Genomic DNA, 19,417 nt, shown 5'->3' on the forward strand with positions numbered 1-19,417 from the left:
GTCCCCTACACTGTTTTAAAACCCACCTTCATTTTCTATTATAATTAAAATGTTCAAAAAAACTACTCTTTTCCTTTTAATTCAAGATACTTGTCCACCATGGATTTTGCAGCAGGTCCGGCTATACTTCCTCCGCCCCCTGCTCCTTCTGCAAAAACAACAAACACAACCTCAGGATTATCTGCCGGAAAATATCCAGCTACCCATGCATGGGATTTTTTATACTGAGAATTTTGTGCTGATCCTGTCTTTGCTGCGACTTTTATACCTTGAGTTCTGAGGGCTTTTGCAGTACCGTTGTCTTGTTCCACCGTTGCTATCAGATCTTCATTTAATATATCAAAATATCTTTGTGAAACATCAGTTTCCATATATTTATCTCTTAAAACAGATTCTATACTATCAGAACCTTTAAAATAATTTACCACGTGAGGTCTGTAGGCGTATCCCTTGTTTGCAAGAATACAATATGCCATTGCTGCTTGAAGAGGTGTCATAGTAAGGTATCCCTGTCCTATAGAGAGATTTACCGTATCTCCCCTATACCAGCCCTCTTTTACATATTTTCTTTTCCACGATTCGTCAGGAAGTCTTCCGGATCTTTCTCCTGGAACGTCTATTCCTGTTTTTTTACCTATACCAAACTTTGTAGCCGTTTTAACTATAGGCTCATAACCCATCTCATCCCCAAGCTTATAAAAATAAGTATTCACAGATTCAACCAGGGCTTTTTTCAGATTCACAAATCCGTGTCCGCCGTGTTTCCAAGATTTCCACTTCCATTTACCGATCTGATAATATCCCGGGTCATATATAGTTTCGTCTGGATTCAGGCCTTTTCCAAGAAGAGCTGTAGCAGTTATTATCTTAAATATTGACCCCGGAGGATACTCTCCCGTTATAGCTCTGTCACTTAGAGGTCTTCTTCTATCGTTTGTAATCTTACTCCATTCTTTAGGTGAAATTCTAGAACTAAACATATTCAGAGAATATGTGGGATAACTTACCATTGCGAGAATTTCACCGTTTTTGGGATTAATAGCAATAGCAGATCCTTGTAGTTTCTTACTTTTAAAATATTCTTCCATATGACTCTGCAGCTCTTTATCTATCGTTAGATAGATATCCTTTCCTTGATCAGGTTCTCTGGTCTTGAGTTTCTTCACAATTCTGTTAAGAGCGTTTACCTCTATATATTCATACCCTGCCTTACCTTGAAGTTGTAGATCATACTCCTTTTCCACGCCGTTTTTTCCTATTATATCTCTTTGTGTATAACCCAATCCCTTGAGTTTTTTGTACTCTGCTGCTGAGATTTTTTTTACATACCCTAAAACGTGTGAAGCCAGAGTATCATAAATATACTTTCTCTTAGAATATGTCTGAACCTGCAAGTAGGGGTAGTCAGAAAGTTTTTCCATTATTCTATGAGCTTCTTTTTCATCAAGGTCTTCTAAAAGTATATTTTCTCTTGTATAGGGAAAAATTTCCCCGTATTTTATTCGTTTTTCTATATATTCTTTTTCAAAACCTGTAAGATGAGATATTTCCCTTACTATCTCATCGTCAAATTTTCTTTCTTTCATATAAACTAGCCTGTAGCCAGCCTCATTTGTTACAAGTAACTTTCCTTTAGAATCAAATATTTTACCTCTTGGAGCCTCGATTCTTTTTAGTTTAACTCTGTTTTTCTCAGAAAGATTTTTGTACTTTTCTCCCTTTATGATCTGAAGATAAAATAGCCTAGACCCGAGAAGTGCAAATATCACAACAACAAATATCTGAAATATGTTGCATCTGCTGCTATTGTTTTTTCCAAGTCTCACTTCAAAACTTTTTTTTTCTTCATTACATACTCCCGAAAAACTTATCGTCTTTTTTCATGTATAGATAATTAAAGATCCCGTATGACATCATCAGTTTAATCAATATAAAAAACGTGAAATAACCTGTCTTAAAATATACCATTCCACAGTATAGTACTGCCTGAATTAATATAATAAAGGGAAGGTTATATTTTTCATAGGCTATAATTTTAGATACCCAGTGAAAAACAAGATAAAATACTGTCCCTGCCATAGCTGCAGTTGTAAAACTTACACTTTGAAATGACACTATAAAGGCCACTAAAAGAATAAGAAAAATAGAATCCACATTTTTTTTATAAACTAGATAAGTTATATAGGGAATAGCTATAAAATTATAAGGGTAATCCAAAGCCAGACTATTTTCCAAAAATATCAGTATCAGGGAGAAATAATTTATCATTTTATCTCTTGATTATCTCCTTAGCTTCATTCCAAAGGACTTCAAGTTTATAATAATCCCTGGTTTCTTCATCCATAATATGGACCACTATATCGTCTAGGTCTACTAGAACCCACTTAGCTTCATCGTATCCCTCTATACCCAGTCGAATCTCCCCTGACTCTCTTATTTTTTTGTCCACTTCATCAGTTATTGCCTGTATATTTCTGTTAGAACTTCCTGTGCATATTACAGCATAGTCACATAATGAACTTTCCCCTTGAAAATCAAGTACTAATATGCCCTTTGCCTTTTTACTTTCTATTGCATCAACTACTGTTTGTAACTTCCCGGTCATTTTGCCTCCCGAATTATTTTATGAAAATATTTATTTTGTTTTTTAACTCCTTATTTTCAACCATATTTTTTATTCCAAGCTTTTGAGAAAGTTTGTATCCCGTATAATAATCTTCACTGTTATACTCTATAAGACTCTCTTCTGCTTTAGATGAATTCTTGTTAGCCTCTACATTTTTATAGCCTATCTTCTTTAATTTTGCTACGGTTTCACCTGTTCCTTTAGAATCTCCAAACACGTCTATTTCAAGAAGCCCCTCTTGCTCTTTTCCTAGCACAAATACTACATTTGCAAGGGTAGGAAGACTTCCTTCTTCCTTTACTCTAAAGTACTTCTCGTCTAATTCTAAGATCATCTCTTTCAATTTATCTTCAGGAAGATCTTTATTCATAACATAACTATACTGTTCAAAGGCCTCATAGTTAGCGCTATTATACTTTACAGAAAAAGCATCTTTCAGCTTTTCTCCAGCCTGTCTTGCGTAACCTCTTCTTCCGTTGGCATTCAATATATCAACTATGGCATTTTGTACCTCTCCGCCTCCGGTCACCTCATAATAAAGCGCTAGAAACATTGAGTTCAGGCTAGACGTCAGCACATACCTTTTATCTCCCATTGATATCTCAGGGATATTTTTCATATGTTTTGTATTTACATCTACCTCTTTTCTTTTTACTACTTTAAAGTTTTCTACCTTTTCAGGAAGTATCTCATTTAATCTTCTTACAACTTCCTCATAATTTTTAGTATTAACAATATCTCCTAGAGTCTCATTCTTATTGATGCTGATCTCAAAGGGTATCTTAATGGATAATTTTTCTCCGTATACTACAAAAGTGTTTTCTTTTCCTATTACTATATATTTATCCCACTCCTGAAATTCCTTGTCATTTCTTTTTCCTACATTTACAAGGAGAGTTACTGTTAGAATCAAAATCACAGAACAGATAAAGAATAAAAATTTAACCTTATTTTTATTTAATCTTCTTGCCACCTCTTAGCCTCCCGTTTTCTACTCCAGATATTAAGACTTCAACCAGTTCATTTACTTTGCCTAAATAATCTACTATTTCAACTTTTATATAATTCCTGCTGTATCCATATGTGTTCCCATTTTTAGTCTCTTCTACCAAGACCTCCATTGTTTTCCCCACATATCTTTCTCCTAGTAATTTCTGCATATTTACTTTCAGATTTTCTAGTTTTTCAGCTCTTGATTTTTTTGTTTTAGAATCTACCTTTTCAGGAAGTCTGCTAGCTGCTGTATTTTCTCTATCAGAATACTGGAATATATGAAGATCCGAAAAACCAACCTCTTTTATCACAGAAACGGTGTTTTCAAAATTTTTCTCATTTTCTCCTGGAAATCCCACTATAACATCTGCAGTATATTCTATATTTTCCACAGTATTTTTTAGCTTCAGCAGCCTTTCTTTTATTAGTTGACTGTCATAATTCCTGTTCATAGCCTTCAAAATTTCATCATCACATGACTGAAGGGAAATATGTAAATGTGGCATAAGTTTTGAATTATTTTTCATAAGTTCTATAAATCTGTCACTTATTTTATCAGGATACATCGACCCTATTCTGATTCTCTCTATTCCGTCTACCTTAGATATTTCGTCTAAAAGAGTTTCAAAGTCTCCGTTTTCAGGGATATCTTCTCCGTAAACACCAAGGTTTATCCCTATTATTATAATTTCTTTGAATCCTTCTTTGGCAAGAATAACAGCCTCTTTCAGTATGCTTTTTAGTTTTCTAGACCTGCTTTTTCCCCTTGCAAATGGAATTTTACAGTAAGAGCAGAAGTTATTGCATCCATCCTGTATCTTTATATATGCTCTAGACATTTCTCTGAGAGTTGAAAATTCAAGTTCTTCATATTCTTTTGCATCAAAAATATTTCTATGTATCACACGCTCTGAGGTCTTCTCTGACTCTATATTATTTATGAGATTTATTATCCCACTTTTATCACTGTTACCTATTACATAGTCTATCTCTTTTATTCCCTCTAAATCCTTTGCATTGGTTTGAGCATAGCATCCTGTGGCTATCACCAGAGAGTCTGGATTGTTTTTTTTTGCCCTTCTCAGCATATTCCTTGTTTTTCTGTCTGCTATAGTTGTCACCGTACATGAATTTACTATATATACATCTGCCTTATCATCAAAATTTACCTCATCATATCCTAAATCTGACAGCTGTTTCTTTATACTTTCTGTTTCATACTGGTTTACCTTGCACCCTAGAGTACAAAAAGCCGCCTTTTTATTCGAGATCATTGATCAAAACTCCTCCTACTACAATTGCCGCTGTTTCCGCTCTGAGAATTCTTTTCCCCAGAGTAATTACCTTTGCATTATTTTCTTGAAGGTAAGCTACTTCTTCTTCCGAAAAGCCCCCTTCAGGTCCGATAAGATATAAAATTTTCTTCAGAGTTTTTTCAGAGTTATTTAAAACATCTTTTATTCTGGTGTTTTCAGCACATTCATAAGGTAGAAGCACCAAATCATAATCAGAATATTCTATTTCTGAAAGCTTTAGAGGTTCACTGATCTCCACTAATTTTACCCCTTGACACTGTTTCAAAGCTTCCTTTGAGACTGTGTCCCATTTGCTCTTTTTCCCCTTCAACTTTACTATAGTTCTCTTAGTAAGAGTTGGGATTATTTTATTTATACCTATCTCTGTTAATTTCTGTATTACCAGATCCATTTTATCATTTTTTAAAATTCCCAAGGCTGCATCTATTCTTATTTTAGAAGAGTATTCATCACTTTTTTTATCATTTATTTCCGCAGTAATCTCTTTTTTTTCTAAAATAACTATAGTACAAAAATATTCATACTCTCCGTCTACAACTCTTAGTTGGTCGCCCTCTTTCATTCTAAAGACATTTTTTAGATGATTTACATCGGCTTTTTCTGTTATCTTTATAATATTTTCAGATATATTTTCTTTTTCTACAAAAACACTTATCATATTTACAGACCCCTACATCATTTCTTTATTGTTAATAAGGTCATCAAGTGTAGTCTCTTTTAGAATATCACTTAGAGCATTATCTAGCCTGCTCCAAAGACACGATGTTCTGCACTTTTCCTCTACACAACTTTTATTCTCTGTGTTTTCATTGCAGTCTACGATTTTTACATCTGAGTCAAGTATCTCATAAAGTCTGAATACATTTATTTTTTTGGGGTCTCCTATCAGCTTATACCCTCCGTTAGGTCCTCTTTTTCCCTCTATAATATTTTCCTTTTTAAGCTTAAATAATATCTGCTCTAAATACTGTACAGAGATATTTTGGTCCTTCGATATCTCTTTTATCCTTACTAGTCTATCAAAATCTCTATTTTGTTCAGCAATGTATACCAAGGCTCTGAGTCCATATCTGATTCTAGTGCTTATTTTCATTTTTGATTTTTCTCCTTTATATTTAAATGTTCATAGGCTTTTGGGGTTACCACTCTTCCTCTGTGGGTTCTTTTTATAAAGCCTATCTTCACAAGGTAGGGCTCATAGACCTCTTCGAGGGTTTTTCTGTCCTCACCCAAAACAAGAGACAGAGTCTCTATCCCTACAGGTCCTCCGCCGTAATTTTCAATCACTGCACCTAGTATCTCCCTGTCAAGTTCGTCTAGTCCGAACGAATCAATTCCTAGTAAACTCATAGCTTCTTTAGCAAGAGGTTTGGTTACAACTCCGTCTCCTCTTATCTCAGCATAGTCTCTTACTCTTTTCAGAAGTCTGTTAGAGATTCTAGGAGTTCCTCTGCTTCTAAAAGCTATCTCTTCGGCTCCTTCTAACCTTACGTCAACCCCTAATATGCTTCCGCCTCTTAGTATTATTTTTATAAGTTCTTCACTTTTATAGTAATCCATCCTGTGAACCACTCCAAACCTGTCCCTCAAAGGCGAGCTCAGAAGTCCGGCTCTGGTGGTGGCCCCTATAAGTGTAAAATTAGGAAGTTCTATCCTTATAGAACGGGCAGAGGGACCCTTTCCTATTATTATGTCAAGCTCCCTGTCTTCCATAGCTGGGTATAGTATCTCTTCTACAGAGGTGTTCAGCCTGTGGATTTCATCTATAAACAATATATCGTTTTCCTCTAAGGATGTTAGTATTGCAGCTAGGTCTCCTGCCTTATCTAATACAGGCCCAGAAGTTATCTTGAGGTTGACCCCCATCTCTGTTGCTATAACTCCTGCCAGTGTTGTTTTACCTAGTCCCGGAGGACCGTAAAGCAACACATGATCCACAGCTTCTCCTCTTCTTTTAGCAGCCTCTATAAAAATAGACATCTTTTGTTTGAGGTTATCCTGTCCTATATATTCATCAAATCTCTTTGGTCTCAAACTCTTTTGAATATCAACCTCGTTTTCAAATTCTCCGGCAGATAGCACTCTGTCCATAATTTACTGACCACCTTCTACAAAAAGTAACTTACTCCAAACTGAACCGCACCTATAATTGCACCTAATACCGCTCCTACAACCTCTATATGTCTCAGTTCATTCTTTGCTATTTTAAAAGTCATCTCCTCCATGTAATCCAGAGAAAACCCTTCCATTTTATCCACTACCATTTTTTTTATGTCTACATTTTCCTCTAACTTGTTTATTACTATTCCCACAAACTCATTTTTATTTTCTTCTATAGCCTCTTTAACGATGCCCTTGATCTTGTCCATAAGGGATCCGTTCAAAAACATCCCTGCCATTGGAAACTTAGCCATTATCTCTTTTTTAAGTTTTGTGTCTACCACAACGTCTACTATCTTATCTATTTCGTCTTCTATCTCTATAGAATCAAGTGTTGCAGTTATATCTTTCATCGATATTAGCTCTGCATCTATTGTTTCAGCTATGCTTTCGGCAATTTCTGTCCTTCTTTTAGGTATCAGTCCCTGTATTTTAAACCCCAAAATATTTATCTCTCTGTGAGGTCTAAACAGCATCTTAATGGCAAAAAAATTCGTAACCCATCCTATCAAGGATCCTATCAGTACAATCAAAATTCCCTTTATCAACATCTTTTCTTTTCCTCCGTTTATCTGTGTATAACTACATACTCGTCAGTAAAGTATTCTATCATAATTTAAGGTTTTTTTCAATTCCCTTATTTTTTAGTAAAGATTTTTCTGGCACATTTTATAAAGACTTTTTGATGCAGTTTATACTCTTTTATACAAAACAAAGGGCAGGTATAATCCTGCCCTTTCCAATCTATTGTATTACAATTTCTTTTATAAAGTTTAAAGTGGTTTCTCCTGTCTTACTGTAACTTTCAAGCTCTAAGACCACTACATTTTCATATTCAAGGGTTTTATATATATCCCCGTTGCTGTATTTTTTATTAAAGAGATTTTCATCAGAATTAAATGAACATACTTTCTTGAATATAAGTTCCTGAAGATTTTCATAAAAATAAGCCAATACATCCTCCTCAGCCAAGGATATATAACCCAATTCATCTACACTCTCTTCTAAAACCTCATTTTTACACTTTATTATAAATTCACTACCCTCTCTGGTAACAGGTAGAATCACAAGATAATCATTTTTTTTCAAGAATATATCAACTCTTAAAACCTCAGACTCATTCCACTGAAAATCTATATTTTGTAAAAACCAATCAAATTTTTTCAGTTCATCAAAATTTTCAAGATTTTCAATCATCTTTCTGTTTTTTATCTCATACTTCATTCTCATATCGTTTTTTAGGCTGCTCTCCAGAAGAAATTTAGTTTTATTTAAACTCTTCCATTTACCAGCTAGTTTTTTAAATACAGCATCTGCTTCTTCTAAGGAGGAAAACTTTTCAAGCTTATAAGCCTTTCTTCTCTTTACCATATTTATCTTTTCACTTTTAAACTTAGTAAGAAGGTATCTCAGCTTATCGCTAGAGTTCTTCCCTATACCTTTTTTGTCCAAAACCTTTAGATCTTCCATAGAAAGTCTGAAGTTTGCAACCTTCAGCACCTCTTCTTTAGGTTTTCTTCCAGCTCCTAAACGTGCTCCGCCTTTTGACATATCTATATCCTCCTAAAATAAACATACAACAATACCCTGGCAATCTACCATACCATTATTTTTTTGTCAAACATAATTTAAGTTAAAGTAATACTGAATTTTATTATTACACCATTCTTTTCTACTTTCTCTACCGCTGCTCAGCTATCTACAACTATATTAAAGTTGTAGACAACAAAACATCTGTCATTTAAAATCAAAGCATCGGAACAATTTATGTCTCCGATGCTCTGCAAAAATAAATTTGAAATTCAATTTAAGATTATTTTATAAGTCCTCTTTCCTTCAAAAATTCCTCTGCAACTACTCTAGCAGGAAGCCCCTCTTCATCAGCTCTGTAGTTTAACTGCTGCATCTCGTCTTCGCTGATCTGACCCGCTAGTTTTTCAAGAGCTGCTACAACCTCAGGATGACTGGCTGCAAATTCCCCATTTAATAATGGTGCTACATAATAAGGAGGGAAGAAATTCTTGTCATCTTCTAATATAACAAGGTTATATGTGATCAGTTTCCCGTCTGTAGAGAACGCATCGGCAACATCAGTTTTACCGTCTTTTATAGCCGTATAACGAAGTCCACCGTCAAGACCTTTTTCATCTTTAAACTCCATACCAGGATAAGTTTTTTTAAGCCCTAGCATACCATCTTCTCTTTCAAGGAATTCCATTGTAGCTCCTATTACTAGATCTCCTGCATTTTCTGCTATATCAGAAAAAGTTTTCAAATTATATTTTTCAGCAGTTTCAGGTCTTACTGCCAAAGTGTAAGTATTGTTGTAACCTAATGGATTTAGAAAATCTAAGTTGTCATTCTCTTTTAGTTTTTCCTTTACATGGTTATATACCTCATCTGGGTCCTTCATTCCACTTTCACCTAAAAGTGCTCCGTATACTGTTCCGGAATATTCTGGATAAAGACTGATATCCCCAGTTTTCAAAGCTTCATATGCAATCTGTGTTCCCCCGAGTTCTCTTACATCGGTGTTATAACCAGTATTGTCCTCGATCATAACTGCGAAAAGCTGACCTAGCACCCTTGCCTCAGTATAGTTTTTGTGCCCTATAACGATTGTCTCTACCTCAGCCTCTTTTTTACCACAAGCAGCAAATACAACTATTGCAGCCATAAGCAAAATAGTTCTTACTAATTTAATCATTTTGTTCCTCCCTCTTTTTTTATAAAAATAAAATTTATGATCACTCCCGCTATACATTTACTCTGACCTAAAAATCAACAAACTAAAATCTTATATAAATCCTTTTTCCTTTAAGAATTCTTCTGCCACAACTCTTGTAGGAATTCCCTGCTCATCAGCTCTGTAATTCATTTTCTGTATCTCTGCCTCATTGATCTGACCAGAAAGCTTTTCTAGAACTTCCACTACATCTGGGTAAGCCTCTGCAAATTTACCGTTTAAAATTGGTGCCACATAAGCTGGCAGAAAGACGTTTTTATCGTCTTCTAGTATTACCAAGTTGTACTCTAAAAGTTTCCCATCTGTAGAGAAGGCATCTGTAACATCTATCTTAAGCTCTTTTATAGCAGTATAACGGAGTCCTCCATCAAGAGGTTTTTGCTCTTTAAACTCCATACTCGGAAACGCTTTTTTCAGACCTAAGATTCCATCTTCTCTTTCTAGAAATTCCATAGTTGCTCCGATTACCAGTTCACCAGAAACTTTTTCTATATCTGAAAATGTTTTCAGATTATACTTTTCAGCCGTTTCAGGTCTTACTGCCAAAGTATACGTATTATTAAAATTTAATGTATTTAAATAATCTAAATCGTACTCTGCTTTCAGTCCCTCTTTTGCCAACCTATAAACTTCATCAGGATCTGTTAGTCCACTTTTACCTAGAATAGCTGCGTAAGCCGTCCCGCTATACTCAGGATAAAGATCTATATCTCCGTTTTTTACCGCTTCAAAACAAATCTTTGTTCCACCTAATTCTTTTACATCGGTCTTATAATCAGTATGATTCTCAATCATAACTGAAAATATCTGTCCAAGTATCCTTTCTTCAGTAAAGTTTTTATGACCAATCTTAATTGTTTCAACCTCAGCCTCTTTTTTACCACAAGCAGAAAATACAACTATTGCGGCTACTATTAAAATATTTCTAACTAATTTACTCATTTTGCCCCCCAAAATTTTTTAAAAAATAGATCGGCTTTAAAAATAAAAATCATTTATTTACTCTTATTCCCAATTCTAAACTTTAATTAAGCACTCTTTACCCCAAGAGGAGTAAGTTTGTTTTCTAAAATACCCAGTATAAAATCAATTGATATGGCTAGCAGTGCTGTAGGAACAGCTCCTGCAAGTATCATGTTGTTGTTACTCATAGATATACCCTTAAATATAAAGTCTCCCAATCCTCCTGCTCCGATAAGTGCTGCTATCGTTGCAGTACCTATATTGATTACTGTAGATATTCTTATACCACCCATTATAATAGGAAGAGCCAGAGGTATTTCTACCATTGTAAGTATCTGAGACTTTGTCATACCCATTCCCTTTCCTGCTTCTATTATAGAAGGTTCTATACTGTTTATTCCTATATAAGTATTTTTTATAATCGGAAGTAATGCATAGAGAAAGAGTACAAATATAGCAGGTTTAAACCCTATACCCATTATCGGTATTATAAGACCAAATAACGCCAAACTCGGCAGTGTCTGAAATACATTGGCAGTATTTAAGACAGCAGAGGAAACTTTTTTATTTTTTGTTATGTAAATACCTAGAGGCACACCTACAATAACTGCCAGTAAAACCGCAATTCCTGTTATCCTTATATGTTGCCCCGTCAATTTAAAAATATCCGCACTTCTATATTTTAAAAATTCAAAAAAACCTAATTTATTCATATCTTACAGCTCCCCTCCCTCAATAGTTGGCGATATCTCAGTAATAACGTTTAGCAGACTCACTGGAGTAACTGCTCCAACTAAGAATCCCTCATCATTAACTATTGGTATTGATCTAAAATTTATTTTTGACATTATGTTTAGCACTTCTACCATATTTGTATTTTCATGCACCATGAAATCATTACTCGATTCCATTATATCTTTCATTTTTATACTGTGTAACGTGTTTTTCATTATCATATTTCTTGTTACTACTCCAACGGGCTTTTGTCTGTTTACACCCTCTTTATCAACTACTATAAGAGTATTTATCTCTCTGTCTTTCATTATCTCAATAGCTCTTGCCGGACTTCCGTTAATTCCGATTTTACCAAACTTTTTCTTCATTATATCCCTTGCAAGAAGCATCTCAGGAGTTTTCCACATTCTGTCTTTTCCTAGGAAGTATTCTACGAATTCATCCTTAGGATTTTTCAGAATTTCCTCTGGAGTATCAAATTGAATGACCTTTCCGTCTTTGATTACCGCTATCTTATCTGCAAGCTTCAAAGCCTCATCCATGTCATGAGTTACAAAGACAATTGTCTTTCCTAACTCATCCTGAAGCTTCATCATCTCGTCTTGAAGTTTTTCTCTGGTTATTGGGTCTAGAGCACTAAAAGGCTCATCCATAAGAATTATGTCAGGGTTTACAGCCAAAGCCCTTGCTATACCTATTCTCTGCTGTTGACCTCCACTTAACTCACTTGGATATCTGTCATAAAAATCTTCTCCTGGAAGATCCATAAGTTCTAGAAGCTCAATCGCTCTCTCTTTTTTATCCTCTTTTGACCACTTATTAAGGGTAGGTACAAGTTCTATATTCTCCCCTATAGTCATGTGGGGAAACAATCCCACCTTTTGGATAACATAACCTATATTTCTTCTCAGGTCTTTTACATCCTTACTTTTTACACTTTCTCCGTCTATAAGGATCTCTCCTTTTGTGGGTTTTTCCAAGAGATTGATCATTTTCATGGTTGTTGTTTTACCACATCCACTTTCTCCGATCAAAACTACAAATTCTCCCTTTTCGATTTTTAAATTAAGATTGTCTACCACTTTATTTTTTCCATCGAAACTTTTCGTTACATTTTTCAATTCTATCATGTTATATTTTCCACCTCTCATTTGACATATTTCAATTTAATAATAACACTTTTTCAAAACAAAGTCAACATTATTTTGAAAAACGTATTTCAAAATTCAAATTAAGTATTTTACACCCCATTTTCTAACAAAAAAATAGATTTTCTCTTTAATTTTACCTCTTTTAAAAACTGTTTGGTATCTTAATAGTAAATACTCGCCTAATACAATTCTGCAAATAACAGATTTTTCCTTTTTATATTTCTGATATATTTATAGATAAAAAAAAGACCTGTTTCCAGGTCTTTTAATTACTCTCCTACTGTTCCGTACTTTTCTATAAGTTCTTGAGTTTCTTTCTTTTCATCAGCTATTTCAGCTTTTTTTATAGATAGTTTTACTCTTTTCTTTCCAGTATCTATCTCGATGATTTCAGCCTTTACCTCTTCTCCCACTTCAAATCTGTCGCTAAGGTTTTTTATGAAATCCTTAGATGCTTGAGAAGCATGGATCATCCCGTCTACACCTTTTTCCATTTCCACAAAAAGTCCAAAATCAGTTATGCTTGTTATTTTTCTGTCTACTATATCTCCAACCTTGTAATTTTCGATCAAGCTGTCCCAAGGACTCTTTACAAGCTGCTTTATTCCACCTTTTATTTTTTTCTCACTTGCATCAAAAGACAGTACTTTAAGCTCCACTTCATCCCCGATCTCGTATCTAGGCTGAGTTTTTTCCCAAGAGAAATCAGATTGATGGATAAATGCATCTATTCCGTCTTCTAACTGTGCGAATATTCCGAAAGGTTTTATCTCTACAACTTTACCTTTTACAATACTTCCCTCTCCGTATTTAGATTCTGCTGTATCCCAAGGATTCTCAGAAAGCTGCTTGATACCAAACTTTAGTCTCTTAGCAGGTTTATCCATTTCTATAACTTTAACCTTTACTATGTCTCCGACTTTTACAAATTCAGAAACATTTATCTTCTTTTTGTTCCATGTGAAATCAGAAAGATGCACAAGTCCTTCTACACCTTCTTCTAGTTCAACAAAAGCTCCGAAAGAAACTAATTTAGTTACCTTTCCTTCTATTTCAGTTCCAACTGGATATTTTTCATCTGCAGTTACCCAAGGATCTTGAGTCAACTGTTTTACAGATAATTTTAATGATTTCTTTTCTTTATCTAAAGATATTATTTTAGCCTGAAGCTTATCTCCAGTTTTATATATATCAGATATCTTATCTACTTTACCCCAAGATAATTCTGAGATGTGGATAAATCCATTTGATTTTCCTACTCTTACAGATATTCCAAAGTCTAGGATGTTTTTAACTTCTACTTCCATTACATCCCCAAGATTAAGTTTGTTGAAAAACTCCCCTTGTTCCTTTAGACGGATATCTTTTTTGGAAACTAGGATCTTCTTTCCTCTTCTATCTTCTTTTACATCTTTAATCATTACCTCTATATCGCTGCCTACGAATTTGTCTCCGTCCTTCATAGGTATTTCAGATAGAGAATTAGGAAGGAAAGCCTGTTGGAAAAGTATATTTACAACATATCCACCCTTTACTCTTTTAGCTATTTTACCTTTTACTATATCTTTATTTTCAAAGGCTTTTACAAGTTTTTCCCAGTTTTCTTCCATATCTATTTTTCTTCTAGAACCAATCAGAAAATCTCCGTCTTTCGTCTCTCCCATTAGAAGAATCTCAACTTCGTCTCCCTCTTCGTATCCTTCTAATTCCTCGGTTCTTACTCTCACAGCTGTGGCTTGGCCTACTACATCAAGATAAGTATAGTTTCTGTCTACCTGAGAAAGTATTCCTTTAACTTTTTTACCTGTTTCCTCTTCATCTGGCAGGTAGTCGTTTAGTAGTGCCTCAAACTCGTCGTAAGCATTGTTATTATCAAACATCAATAATCCCCCTTAATTTATTTTCTATTTTTATTATTATTTCTTCTGGTGTTGATGCACCGGCTGTTATACCTATCTTTTCAATTCCGACAAGCCAGTCCGTGCATATATCTTTCGCCTCCTGGATCAGGTAGGTGTTAGAGTTTATACCCTTTGATATATCATATAATTTTCTTGTGTTAGAGCTCCTCTTTCCTCCTATTACAAGCACCAAATCTACCTCGCCTGCAAGTTTTTCAGCAGCTTTCTGCCTTACAAAAGTGGCTCCACATATCTTGTTAAATATCTCTGCATTAGGGAAATAATTATTGATGTACTCCCTTACTTTTTCAAAATTATTTTTATTCAAAGTAGTCTGAGTCAATACGGCATATTTGCCGTTTTTATCAATTCCAGAATCTATAAGTTCATTTAAATCCTTAAAAATATAGACTCTTTCTCCAAAAGATATTATTCCCTTAACTTCAGGATGATTCTTGTCACCAATAAAGATAATATCATAACCTTTTTTTTCCATTTCAACAAGGGTATTTCTTATCTCAGTAACAAAGGAACATGCTGCATCATGTACTTCTACTTTTTTTTCTTCCAGTCTATCATAAATTTCCTTTATTGTTCCATGGGCTCTTATTATTACAATATCACCCTCTTTAAGATCATCCTCATTTTTAAGGAGTGTTTCTTCTTCTAGTATTTCTATGCCTTTATTTCTCAGGTCTTCTATTACGTGTTCATTGTGCACTAGCATTCCAAGCATAAAAATCCTTTTGTTTTTTTCTTTTCTAGAGAGAGCCTCTGAAAGTTCTACAGCTTCTCTTACTCCAAAACAAAAACCCATTTTTTCAGCTCTTATTACTTCCATATCTGCCGATTACTCCTCATTGAATTTTTTGACTTCTATGAGATCTCTCAGTGCTTCCAACAAATGATTTTCATCTTCTCCGTCAGCCTCGAGAACTAGAGTTCTCCCTTGCTCTGCAGCCAAAAGCATAAGACCCATTATACTTTTACCATTAACCTCTTCATCATCACATTTTACTGTTACATCTGAATCAAATTCGCTAGCAGTCTGAACAAAAAGAGAGGAAGGTCTAGCATGAAGTCCGGCCTTGTTTTTAATCTGTACCTCTATACTCTTCATAAAGTGGTCCTCCTAAATATATCACATCACATAATTTTTTAACAAATCTTTTACTTCATTCGAATCCCTACAGGATAATATTTTATTCTTTAATTTTCTTATATCATTCATATCGCTGTTTCTTATCAAGTGTTTCGCCCTTGGTAAAAAAGAAGCGAGCATACTCAAATCCTTAATTCCAAAACTCATAAATGCTATTATAGCCATAGGATCTCCAGCCATCTCACCGCAGACACTTACTTTTTTCCCGTGTCTTATCCCGGCTTCTGCCACCATATTTATTGCCCTTAGTACTGCAGGGTCATAGCAGTCATAGATATGAGCTACATCGTCACTCAGCCTGTCTGCAGCGAGTATATACTGCGTCAGGTCATTGGTTCCTATACTAAAGAAGTCTACCTTTTCTCCAAAAACATCTGCCAAAAGTGCAGCAGAAGGAACCTCTATCATTATCCCTACCTCTATATCATCTTTATAATCTACTTTTGCAGCCTTCAATTCATTCTTGACCTCTTGTAGAATTTTATCAGCTTCTTCTATCTCCCATAGATTTGTCACCATAGGATACATTATCTTGATATTTTTTCCGTAAGCTACCCTCAGTATCGCCTTTAGTTGCTCTTTAAATATACTTTTATGGGATAAAGTAAACCTTAGACCTCTAAGCCCTAGAAATGGGTTTTCCTCATCGTTCATCTCATAGTAGGATAGATGTTTATCTGCACCTATATCTAGAGTCCTTATTATTACAGGTCTGTCTCCACCTAGATCATTATAGACTTTTTCATATATTTCCATCTGTTTAGTTTCACTTGGAAAAAATTCAGAATCCATGTATATAAATTCCGACCTAAAAAGACCTATTCCGTCGGGGTTTTTCTTTTTCAGATCCAGCATATCCAGATCTCCGCCAACGTTTATACTCAGATCTAATTTCCCGCCGTCCAAAGTCTCAGCAGGAAGTTCTATTAATTTTTCAAGTTCACAGACCTTCTTGTAAAGCTCTTCCTGTTCATTTTCATAACCTTCAAAGACCTTGTCTGTCGCATCTATTATAACACAAGAGCTTGATTTTCTGGTATCAAGTATTATTTTACCGTCCCACTCTCTCTGCATTATACTTTTAACACCCATCAAAGTTGGGATTCCCAAAGCCTTAGCCAAGATTGCCACATGGGATGTCTCTCCACCATATTCAGTTATTATACCTAGAATATTTATATCAAAGTGATGTATTTTTAGCAATTCTGTTGGAAAAAGTTCTTTTGTTATTAAAATTTTACCTTCTATATCCTCTAATTCCCCTTCTTCACTTAGGAGGTTCCTTATAAGCTTTTCACCTACATCTTGTATATCTAGACCTCTTTGCCTATACACAGGATCATTCAATTGATTAAACATGTCCACATATTTTTCAATTACACTTTCCAATATTTTTTCCACATTTATCAGATCCGATGTTATACGGGTGTTTATCTCTGATAAAAGTACAGGGTCATCTAGAATCATCAAATGCACATTTAAAATTTTAAGCTCATCACTATTTATTCTCCCCTTTAGAGATTCTATGAGAAACTTTATCTCCTGTTTCGTCTCCTTGAGGGCGAACTTAAATCTGTTGATCTCTTCATCAACTTTGTCTTCGTCTATTTTATACTCTGTAACGTCAACCTTTTTCTTTTTTCTCAAGTAAGGCTGTCCTATTACAATCCCTTCAAATATAGATTTTCCTTCTAGCCTTTCCATGGACATAACCCCTTCATTAAGCATAATCACTTAAATACATTATATCCTATTTTAAAGTAATTTTCAATTTATTTGAATCTCTTTAATGTACAAATCCAAGTACAAACTAACCTTTTTAGCACTTTATTTTCAATGGCCTGCAAACAAACTGTACTTTTTACAGGATAACAATTTTTTTTATCCCTCTTTTATAGGGCTATTTTTTTATCCAAATACCCTTTTCAAGACATTTTTTTCTATAATTTCTCTTTTCTGTCTAAAACCTTTTTATCTCTAAAAAAGCAGAGGATTAACACCCTCTGCTTTAATAATTTTATTTTTTTTACTACATGTTACGGGTGATTACAAGATTTACACCTGTTCCAAAAATATCCTCAGCTATTACATCACCCATTTTTACCGGTCCCTTTGCTGATATACTGTTTATCAGTTCCATGCATTTTACATTTAGTTCCTTTGGTATTGCTCCGTCTGTTTTTACAGGAACTCTGTTATGCAGTCCGTCTGTTATCTTTATCGTAGAAGTTATTACTCTTGTAGGTGCTGTAAGCTCTACAAATCCATATTTTTCTCCTCTAGGACATAGATTCCCTGTCACTTTATAATCATTTTCTACATCTACTTCCAAGTGACATCCCATAGGACACACTATACAAATCAATTCTTTTTTCATCAAATATTCACCTTCCTTTTCCTTACTTAACTTCAGCTATTGATACCTTTAATTCGTCTCCGATTATTTTATCAAGTATTTTTTTAGGTAATATTATTTTCTCCATCTCTCCTGGAGCAAGATGTTTTTTAGTGAGGGATACAAGAGTCTGATCTCCGTCTTTTACCTCTAATTTTACATCTCTGTAGACATTATTTACTCTCATAAATATTTCTAATTTATCATCTATATTTTCAAGTCTGATTTTCTGTGGAACAGTATAACTAACTCCAAAGTCAGCCTTAACTTTTTTGTATACATCACTCTGTTTTACATTTCCGCTTATATATTTTGCGGCAGCTTTTCCTGCTCTTCTAGATTCTGCGCTCACAAAGTCTACAAGGTCATGTACGTGTACTACGTTTCCGCATGCAAATATTCCTGGAACACTTGTTTCCATTAGTTCATTTACAATAGGTCCCGAAGTTCTCTGATCTATATCTATTTTTGCAGTTCTAGAAAGTTCATTTTCAGGTATTAGTCCCACTGAAAGTAAAAGAGTGTCACAATCATAATTTATCTCAGTTCCAGGAATAGGTCTTCTGTTGGCATCTACCTTAGCTACAGTTATCCCCTCGACTCTCTCTTTTCCCTTTATATTTGTTACAGTGTGGCTAAGTAAAAGTGGTATGTCATAGTCCTCTAGACACTGTACTATATTTCTTGTAAGTCCTCCTGAGAAAGGCATAAGTTCAACCACTGCCTCTACCTTAGCACCTTCTAGAGTCATTCTTCTGGCCATTATTAGACCTATATCTCCCGATCCCAAGATTACTACTTTTTTACCTACCATGTAACCTTCCATGTTTATGAATCTCTGAGCGGCTCCTGCTGTAAATACTCCTGCAGGTCTGTCTCCAGGTATAGAGATCGCTCCTCTTGTTCTCTCTCTGCATCCCATGGCCATTATTATAGCTTCAGCCTCAACTTCCATATATCCGTCTACAGTATTTATCAGTTGAAGCTTTTTACTGTTATCCATATGCAGTACCATAGTATCTAGTTTATATTCTATCCCTAGTTCCATCATTTGATTTATGAATCTCTGGGCATATTCAGGTCCTGTAAGTTCCTCTTTAAATTCATGAAGTCCGAAACCATTATGAATACACTGCTGTAAAATTCCGCCTAATTCTTTATCTCTCTCTATTACCAATATATCTTTTACTCCGTTATTCTTTGCCTCTATTGCCGCTGCAAGACCAGCTGGTCCTCCTCCTATAACTACAAGCTCACGTTTCATTATAT

General features: G+C 34.7%; 20 protein-coding genes. All 20 read right to left on the reverse strand.

Annotated elements, in window-relative coordinates; genetic code table 11:
* Positions 1-62: 62 nt before the first annotated feature.
* Entirely contained in the window at positions 63-1,826 is a 1,764-nt protein-coding gene (gene mrdA, locus ILYOP_RS08640; RefSeq protein WP_013388158.1) for a penicillin-binding protein 2, read from the reverse strand.
* Positions 1,827-1,848: 22 nt separating this feature from the next.
* On the reverse strand, positions 1,849-2,268 hold the full coding sequence (locus tag ILYOP_RS08645) for a hypothetical protein (RefSeq protein ID WP_013388159.1): 420 nt from the start codon (positions 2,266-2,268) through the stop codon (positions 1,849-1,851).
* A 1-nt stretch (position 2,269) separates the two neighbouring features.
* Positions 2,270-2,605 (reverse strand): ribosome silencing factor, encoded by a 336-nt coding sequence (gene rsfS / locus ILYOP_RS08650; protein ID WP_013388160.1) that lies wholly within the window; start codon positions 2,603-2,605, stop codon positions 2,270-2,272.
* Between the two features lie 13 nt (positions 2,606-2,618).
* A complete protein-coding gene (locus ILYOP_RS08655) occupies positions 2,619-3,599 on the reverse strand; it encodes a LytR C-terminal domain-containing protein (RefSeq protein ID WP_013388161.1) in 981 nt (326 codons plus the stop codon).
* Positions 3,580-4,893, reverse strand: coding sequence for a tRNA (N(6)-L-threonylcarbamoyladenosine(37)-C(2))-methylthiotransferase MtaB (mtaB, locus tag ILYOP_RS08660; RefSeq protein WP_013388162.1), 1,314 nt, complete (start codon positions 4,891-4,893; stop codon positions 3,580-3,582). The genes ILYOP_RS08655 and mtaB overlap by 20 nt, the downstream gene beginning before the upstream one ends.
* On the reverse strand, positions 4,880-5,593 hold the full coding sequence (locus tag ILYOP_RS08665) for an RsmE family RNA methyltransferase (RefSeq protein ID WP_013388163.1): 714 nt from the start codon (positions 5,591-5,593) through the stop codon (positions 4,880-4,882). The genes mtaB and ILYOP_RS08665 overlap by 14 nt, the downstream gene beginning before the upstream one ends.
* A gap of 12 nt (positions 5,594-5,605) precedes the next feature.
* Complete coding sequence (locus tag ILYOP_RS08670) at positions 5,606-6,028, reverse strand: RrF2 family transcriptional regulator (protein WP_013388164.1); 423 nt, start codon at positions 6,026-6,028, stop codon at positions 5,606-5,608.
* Positions 6,025-7,026: a Holliday junction branch migration DNA helicase RuvB gene (gene ruvB / locus ILYOP_RS08675; protein WP_013388165.1), complete on the reverse strand. Its 1,002-nt coding sequence runs from the start codon at positions 7,024-7,026 to the stop codon at positions 6,025-6,027. The genes ILYOP_RS08670 and ruvB overlap by 4 nt, the downstream gene beginning before the upstream one ends.
* 17 nt (positions 7,027-7,043) lie before the next feature.
* The gene (locus tag ILYOP_RS08680; protein ID WP_013388166.1) at positions 7,044-7,646 is read right to left on the reverse strand and encodes a DUF445 domain-containing protein; all 603 of its coding nucleotides are present in this window, start codon (positions 7,644-7,646) and stop codon (positions 7,044-7,046) included.
* A gap of 193 nt (positions 7,647-7,839) precedes the next feature.
* On the reverse strand, positions 7,840-8,646 hold the full coding sequence (locus ILYOP_RS08685; protein WP_013388167.1) for a hypothetical protein: 807 nt from the start codon (positions 8,644-8,646) through the stop codon (positions 7,840-7,842).
* A 262-nt stretch (positions 8,647-8,908) separates the two neighbouring features.
* The gene (locus ILYOP_RS08690; RefSeq protein ID WP_013388168.1) at positions 8,909-9,802 is read right to left on the reverse strand and encodes a glycine betaine ABC transporter substrate-binding protein; all 894 of its coding nucleotides are present in this window, start codon (positions 9,800-9,802) and stop codon (positions 8,909-8,911) included.
* Between the two features lie 90 nt (positions 9,803-9,892).
* Positions 9,893-10,783, reverse strand: coding sequence for a glycine betaine ABC transporter substrate-binding protein (locus ILYOP_RS08695; protein WP_013388169.1), 891 nt, complete (start codon positions 10,781-10,783; stop codon positions 9,893-9,895).
* An 86-nt stretch (positions 10,784-10,869) separates the two neighbouring features.
* Positions 10,870-11,517 (reverse strand): ABC transporter permease, encoded by a 648-nt coding sequence (locus tag ILYOP_RS08700; protein ID WP_013388170.1) that lies wholly within the window; start codon positions 11,515-11,517, stop codon positions 10,870-10,872.
* A gap of 3 nt (positions 11,518-11,520) precedes the next feature.
* On the reverse strand, positions 11,521-12,669 hold the full coding sequence (locus tag ILYOP_RS08705) for a betaine/proline/choline family ABC transporter ATP-binding protein (protein ID WP_013388171.1): 1,149 nt from the start codon (positions 12,667-12,669) through the stop codon (positions 11,521-11,523).
* Positions 12,670-12,959: 290 nt separating this feature from the next.
* Positions 12,960-14,570 (reverse strand): S1 RNA-binding domain-containing protein, encoded by a 1,611-nt coding sequence (locus ILYOP_RS08710; protein ID WP_013388172.1) that lies wholly within the window; start codon positions 14,568-14,570, stop codon positions 12,960-12,962.
* Positions 14,563-15,432, reverse strand: coding sequence for a 4-hydroxy-3-methylbut-2-enyl diphosphate reductase (gene ispH, locus ILYOP_RS08715; RefSeq protein ID WP_013388173.1), 870 nt, complete (start codon positions 15,430-15,432; stop codon positions 14,563-14,565). Before ispH ends, ILYOP_RS08710 begins: the two co-directional genes overlap by 8 nt.
* Positions 15,433-15,441: 9 nt before the next feature.
* A complete protein-coding gene (locus ILYOP_RS08720; protein WP_013388174.1) occupies positions 15,442-15,711 on the reverse strand; it encodes an HPr family phosphocarrier protein in 270 nt (89 codons plus the stop codon).
* A 21-nt stretch (positions 15,712-15,732) separates the two neighbouring features.
* Positions 15,733-17,457 (reverse strand): phosphoenolpyruvate--protein phosphotransferase, encoded by a 1,725-nt coding sequence (gene ptsP, locus ILYOP_RS08725; RefSeq protein ID WP_041921032.1) that lies wholly within the window; start codon positions 17,455-17,457, stop codon positions 15,733-15,735.
* A 325-nt stretch (positions 17,458-17,782) separates the two neighbouring features.
* The gene (locus ILYOP_RS08730; protein WP_013388176.1) at positions 17,783-18,130 is read right to left on the reverse strand and encodes a DUF1667 domain-containing protein; all 348 of its coding nucleotides are present in this window, start codon (positions 18,128-18,130) and stop codon (positions 17,783-17,785) included.
* A gap of 22 nt (positions 18,131-18,152) precedes the next feature.
* Positions 18,153-19,412 carry an NAD(P)/FAD-dependent oxidoreductase gene (locus ILYOP_RS08735; RefSeq protein ID WP_013388177.1) on the reverse strand — a complete coding sequence of 420 codons (1,260 nt, stop codon included), beginning with the start codon at positions 19,410-19,412 and terminating at the stop codon, positions 18,153-18,155.
* Between the last annotated feature and the right edge of the window lie 5 nt (positions 19,413-19,417).

The sequence above is a fragment of the Ilyobacter polytropus DSM 2926 genome, assembly GCF_000165505.1.
In the GTDB taxonomy this organism is placed as follows: domain Bacteria; phylum Fusobacteriota; class Fusobacteriia; order Fusobacteriales; family Fusobacteriaceae; genus Ilyobacter; species Ilyobacter polytropus.

Coding starts and splice junctions, on each gene's coding strand:
- ILYOP_RS08645 (WP_013388159.1), bottom strand. CDS start 2,268: ATGATAAATTATTTCTCCCTGATACTGATATTTTTGGAAAATAGTCTG.
- rsfS (WP_013388160.1), bottom strand. CDS start 2,605: ATGACCGGGAAGTTACAAACAGTAGTTGATGCAATAGAAAGTAAAAAG.
- mtaB (WP_013388162.1), bottom strand. CDS start 4,893: ATGATCTCGAATAAAAAGGCGGCTTTTTGTACTCTAGGGTGCAAGGTA.
- ILYOP_RS08665 (WP_013388163.1), bottom strand. CDS start 5,593: ATGATAAGTGTTTTTGTAGAAAAAGAAAATATATCTGAAAATATTATA.
- ILYOP_RS08670 (WP_013388164.1), bottom strand. CDS start 6,028: ATGAAAATAAGCACTAGAATCAGATATGGACTCAGAGCCTTGGTATAC.
- ruvB (WP_013388165.1), bottom strand. CDS start 7,026: ATGGACAGAGTGCTATCTGCCGGAGAATTTGAAAACGAGGTTGATATT.
- ILYOP_RS08680 (WP_013388166.1), bottom strand. CDS start 7,646: ATGTTGATAAAGGGAATTTTGATTGTACTGATAGGATCCTTGATAGGA.
- ILYOP_RS08685 (WP_013388167.1), bottom strand. CDS start 8,646: ATGTCAAAAGGCGGAGCACGTTTAGGAGCTGGAAGAAAACCTAAAGAA.
- ILYOP_RS08690 (WP_013388168.1), bottom strand. CDS start 9,802: ATGATTAAATTAGTAAGAACTATTTTGCTTATGGCTGCAATAGTTGTA.
- ILYOP_RS08695 (WP_013388169.1), bottom strand. CDS start 10,783: ATGAGTAAATTAGTTAGAAATATTTTAATAGTAGCCGCAATAGTTGTA.
- ILYOP_RS08700 (WP_013388170.1), bottom strand. CDS start 11,517: ATGAATAAATTAGGTTTTTTTGAATTTTTAAAATATAGAAGTGCGGAT.
- ILYOP_RS08705 (WP_013388171.1), bottom strand. CDS start 12,669: ATGATAGAATTGAAAAATGTAACGAAAAGTTTCGATGGAAAAAATAAA.
- ILYOP_RS08710 (WP_013388172.1), bottom strand. CDS start 14,570: ATGTTTGATAATAACAATGCTTACGACGAGTTTGAGGCACTACTAAAC.
- ispH (WP_013388173.1), bottom strand. CDS start 15,432: ATGGAAGTAATAAGAGCTGAAAAAATGGGTTTTTGTTTTGGAGTAAGA.
- ILYOP_RS08720 (WP_013388174.1), bottom strand. CDS start 15,711: ATGAAGAGTATAGAGGTACAGATTAAAAACAAGGCCGGACTTCATGCT.
- ptsP (WP_041921032.1), bottom strand. CDS start 17,457: ATGGAAAGGCTAGAAGGAAAATCTATATTTGAAGGGATTGTAATAGGA.
- ILYOP_RS08730 (WP_013388176.1), bottom strand. CDS start 18,130: ATGAAAAAAGAATTGATTTGTATAGTGTGTCCTATGGGATGTCACTTG.
- ILYOP_RS08735 (WP_013388177.1), bottom strand. CDS start 19,412: ATGAAACGTGAGCTTGTAGTTATAGGAGGAGGACCAGCTGGTCTTGCA.